Below are 4003 nucleotides of genomic sequence, written 5' to 3'. Positions count from 1 at the left end.
ATGTCTATAGACAATGTGCTGTTTGTTATACTGATTTGTGGGAATCTAGATGAGGAAGTGCTACCTTTTAAAAGACAGCGGCTTGTAGGTAAAGAATCGGGAAAAACCAGTCATATTGAAAGACTTAATAATACTTTACTTCAGCGAATTTCTCGTTTGCTTCGTAAAACCTTGTCGTAACTGCTCACCGCAACAGTGTTGCGGTATCGCCAATGATGTCAGCGAGCGCCGCGCAATCAAGTTGTAGGCGATCTTGCAGAAAAACTTGCCACCCGCCAGAAAGAAGTTGGTGGAAAAGTGATGGATTCAATTTTTGTCAACGAAAAGTTCAGTTGAATTGTAAGCCTGGAGGACTCCGACCAGCTAAAAACAGTAGCTCATATAATTGAGCGATCACTTCCCCACCTTGTAAGCGAACAGTTTCTAAAAAACTAAACATCTGAGCTACTGATTGAGCGCCCCAATCACTGCGCGCTCCTCCAGTTACTTTGCGATGCACGACAACCGGGCGTAAAGCTCTCTCAGCATCATTGTTGTCCGGTTTCACTTCTGGATAGTCTAAAAAAGTGAACCATTCTTTCCAATGACGTTGAATTCGGTTGGCTAATCTTTGGGCATCGGCAGGCCATCCAGTAGTCGGTGGATTGTGTAAAACTGCAAGCAATTGAGCTTCGAGCGCCGGACGCCGGTCGGCGATTTGAAAGCGGCTCAATTTCCCAGCATGATAGTCACGATACCAAGTTCTGGCTGTGGCTAAAATCTCACTCACCGCTTGAGCGAACAGACGATTTCCCTCAAAATGGCTGAATTTGAGTGCTTTCAAATCGTGTTCTATATGGGTGAAACACTTCTGTTTCGCCGCTGCCGACTGCAGATTGTAAGCACTAAAACAATCGCTACTGAGAATGCCAGAAAAATCTGCTCCCAATAACTGTTTGAGTTCGGCACTGCTGCGGGTAGGAGCTAACAAGAGCACACAAACTCGATCGCTAGTTGCCACCCACAACCAATACTTGATGCCATCAATACAGTAAGTGGTTTCATCAACGCATCGCACACCCGGTTGTTGTACGTAGCTCAACCATTGCTGATAGATTGGCTCCAAGCTTTCTTGGAAGTAATGCTGCATTTTGGCTAAACTGCCTTGAGAGATCGGAACCCCCAAGACATGTTCCACAAAATATTCTTGTTTTCACTTTCGGTAAGTTACCTCCGTACCCCAGCCAGCCCACTACGCTACACAATATACCACCGTAGCTAAATCCTTCTTTGACACCTGGTGGTAATTGAGAGTATCCTGACCAGCTATAGCAATCCTAATTGAGTTGTGAACACCCATGTGATAAAATATAAAAAGCATAATAAACAGAGAATTGCCAAAATGGATAGCCAGGTACTCGATCGCAAAAAGCAAGAGTTAGAGTTAGATGATTTTATTGAATCAACTTCAGATGCGCGAGAAATTAAACGAGCATTGGTAGTTAAATGGAGTTTGTCAGGGCTATCTTATCGTCAAATTATCAAACAGTTAAACGTTTCGTTGGGATTTATTAGTAAATGGAATAATAAATTTTCAATTGGGGGAGTGAAAGAGCCGAGAATGGGGTACAAAGGGAAGCCGGGCTATTTAAGTAAATCAGAAAAAGCCGAAATAATTCTCTGGTTAAGTCAGAGAGAAATGTGGGATTTGGCCGAACTAGCTATCTACATAAAATCCAAATATGGAGTAATTTATCAATCACAACAGAGTTACTATTCTTTATTTGAATCAGCTAAAATTAGTTGGAAAAAGTCCCAAAAGAAGAATTCTAAAGGAAACCCCAAATTGGTAGAATCTAAAAAAAAAGAAATTAACGAGTATTTAGAAACATGGCAGTCAGATATAAAACAAGGTAAGTTATGTGTGTTCATGTTAAATGAATGTCATTTATTGTGGGGAGATTTATGTGGGTATGTTTGGGGAAAAAGCGCTGGGAGAGTAGAAGTAGAAATGACCAATCAAAAACAGAGACAAACCTATTATGGAGCATTAGATTATGGAAATAAAGAATTTTTAGTACAACCCTATGAAAAAGGAGATTCAGCTCAGACAATTAGCTTTTTAAAATATTTGAGAAAACAACGCCCCAACTCAAGAATGACAATTATTTGGGATGGAGCCACCTATCATAAGTCACAAGAATTAAGAGAATATTTAGAATTAGTAAATGACGGAAAATCTCCCGAAGAAGGGCAAATAAATTGTATTTTATTTGCCCCGAATGCCCCCGAACAAAATCCAGTAGAAGATATTTGGTTACAAGGAAAGAATATCTTGAGAAAATTTTCCTATCGCTGTAAATCTTTTACCATAGTAAAAAGGTTATTTATGTTTTTTCGCTTATCGTCAAATATTTGGATTTCCCAAACTTTATATGTATGGTTAGTGTTCACAACTCAATTAGGAACGCTATACAATCTTTACACTGGCATAAGGGGCGACGATATACTCTAATTTCTACGGGTTGCTCTCTCAGTTCGGCTACCTGTTGTACTTTCCTCTTTGCTTTTGTAACTGGTTCCACTGCTGAGAGACACACCGGACATGTTTCTAGTTCTAGCTCAATGATTTTGTCTGGCTCTCCAAATCCATTGCGCGTCTTGCCAGGATGGTCATATTTTGGACCGCGTTTTTTCCCTTTTTTTCACTTACTTTTGTCGCTGGGCTTGAGGAGCAGGTCTGCTGATGGTGGAGTGGAACTGTTTGATGAGGTGCGGTTTTTTACCTTGTCGAGTGCTTCTTTTAACTGTTCGATCTCCTGTTGCTGCTGTTCTATCAACTGCGGCTTTTCTTGGAGTTTTCGTTGTTGCTGTTTGAGGTGCTGTTGTTGCTTGAGTAGCCATTCTGCCAACGACAGCATTACCTGTGCCATGTTCTCTGTTGCGATGGCTATCTCGTATGGTTCGCTCGTCAGTGCAGTTGGTTTTAGCATGGAAGCTACTATAGCAATCCTAAATGATTCACAATAATTTACAAATAAGTTATAATGGTTAGGTAGTCTAATAATTAGAGAGGGGATATTAGTGAAACAAAATGATAGGTCTGAGCAGCAATCTTTAAAAGAGCTAAGTGATTTTATCAATAGCAACCCCGCTCCGAGAGAACTGAAGCGAGAATGTCAGTAATGATGTGGATTGAGGGCGTACCTTGTTGTGACATTCAAAAAATATTAAATGTATCACCAACATTTGTCAGTCAAGTCAAAATAAAATTTATCCAACATGGAGTTAAAGAATTAAAATTGAGATATCAAGGGTCAAAAGCATGTCTAAGTCGAGAATAGCGCTCGGAAATTATCAATTACTTAGAGGCTCAAGAGTATTTGAGCTTACAGCAGCTTCGGGAATATATAGAAGACAAATATGATGTTCGCTTCCAATCAAATCAAAGTTATTATACATTGCTTGATGAAGCCAAAATTAGTTGGAAAAAAACTCAAAAAAAGAATCAAAAAAAAACGATGAATTAGTAGAAACAAAAAAGATAGAAATCAACAGAATACTAGAACAAAACAGAGAAGACATAGAGGCAGGAAAGCTGGTGGTGTATATGATTAATGAATGTCATCTTCTGTGGGGCAATGTTTGTGGATATGTTTGGGGAAAGACGAATAAAAAAATAGAAGTTCCGATGACAAATCAGAGAGAAAGGCAAACATATTTTGGAGCCATAAACTATCAAATAAAAAAAATTTTTTGTGCGAGAATATGAAGCCGGGAATTCAAAGAATACAGTTTTGTTTGTCAAATACCTCCAAAGTCTAAATAAAGGAGCTAGAATTTTAATATTTTGGGATGGGGCAAGTTACCATAAATACGGAGAAATGCGAGATTATCTTAATCAGGTTAATCCATATTTAAAAAAATCTGAATGGCTGATAATATGTGAATAATACCAGTTTCCTAAAATCCTGCTACAGATATGGCATCTAAAATAAATTGCCATCCTGTTAAAGAAGCAATA

3 protein-coding genes and 3 pseudogenes are annotated in these 4003 nt (G+C 38.9%); 4 read left to right on the top strand and 2 right to left on the bottom strand.

Going from position 1 to position 4003, the window contains the following annotated elements; all coding sequences use genetic code 11:
• Window positions 1-177 (top strand): annotated as a pseudogene (locus QUA23_RS30520) (IS1 family transposase); the annotation flags it as partial.
• Between the two features lie 151 nt (window positions 178-328).
• Here the strand turns inward: QUA23_RS30520 and tnpC are convergent.
• A pseudogene (gene tnpC, locus QUA23_RS30515) lies at window positions 329-1304 on the bottom strand (IS66 family transposase); the annotation flags it as partial.
• Between the two features lie 77 nt (window positions 1305-1381).
• On the opposite strand from tnpC, the gene QUA23_RS30510 reads away from it, so the two are divergent.
• A protein-coding gene (locus tag QUA23_RS30510) for an IS630 family transposase (protein WP_333079616.1) occupies window positions 1382-2426 on the top strand; the annotation gives its coding sequence in 2 pieces (ribosomal slippage) (window positions 1382-2371 and window positions 2373-2426; 1044 coding nt in all).
• 27 nt (window positions 2427-2453) lie between these two features.
• Here QUA23_RS30510 and QUA23_RS30505 read toward each other — a convergent pair.
• A pseudogene (locus tag QUA23_RS30505) lies at window positions 2454-2972 on the bottom strand (IS66 family transposase); the annotation flags it as partial.
• Window positions 2973-3362: 390 nt separating this feature from the next.
• On the opposite strand from QUA23_RS30505, the gene QUA23_RS31230 reads away from it, so the two are divergent.
• Window positions 3363-3509 (top strand): winged helix-turn-helix domain-containing protein, encoded by a 147-nt coding sequence (locus tag QUA23_RS31230; protein WP_445243539.1) that lies wholly within the window; start codon window positions 3363-3365, stop codon window positions 3507-3509.
• Window positions 3464-3751 (top strand): hypothetical protein, encoded by a 288-nt coding sequence (locus QUA23_RS30500; protein WP_333079615.1) that lies wholly within the window; start codon window positions 3464-3466, stop codon window positions 3749-3751. The genes QUA23_RS31230 and QUA23_RS30500 overlap by 46 nt, the downstream gene beginning before the upstream one ends.
• The last annotated feature ends 252 nt before the right edge of the window (window positions 3752-4003 follow it).

The organism is Microcoleus sp. Pol1C5, from assembly GCF_036701115.1.
Taxonomy (GTDB): domain Bacteria; phylum Cyanobacteriota; class Cyanobacteriia; order Cyanobacteriales; family Microcoleaceae; genus Microcoleus.
This window is presented reverse-complemented; position numbering and strand designations above follow the sequence as displayed.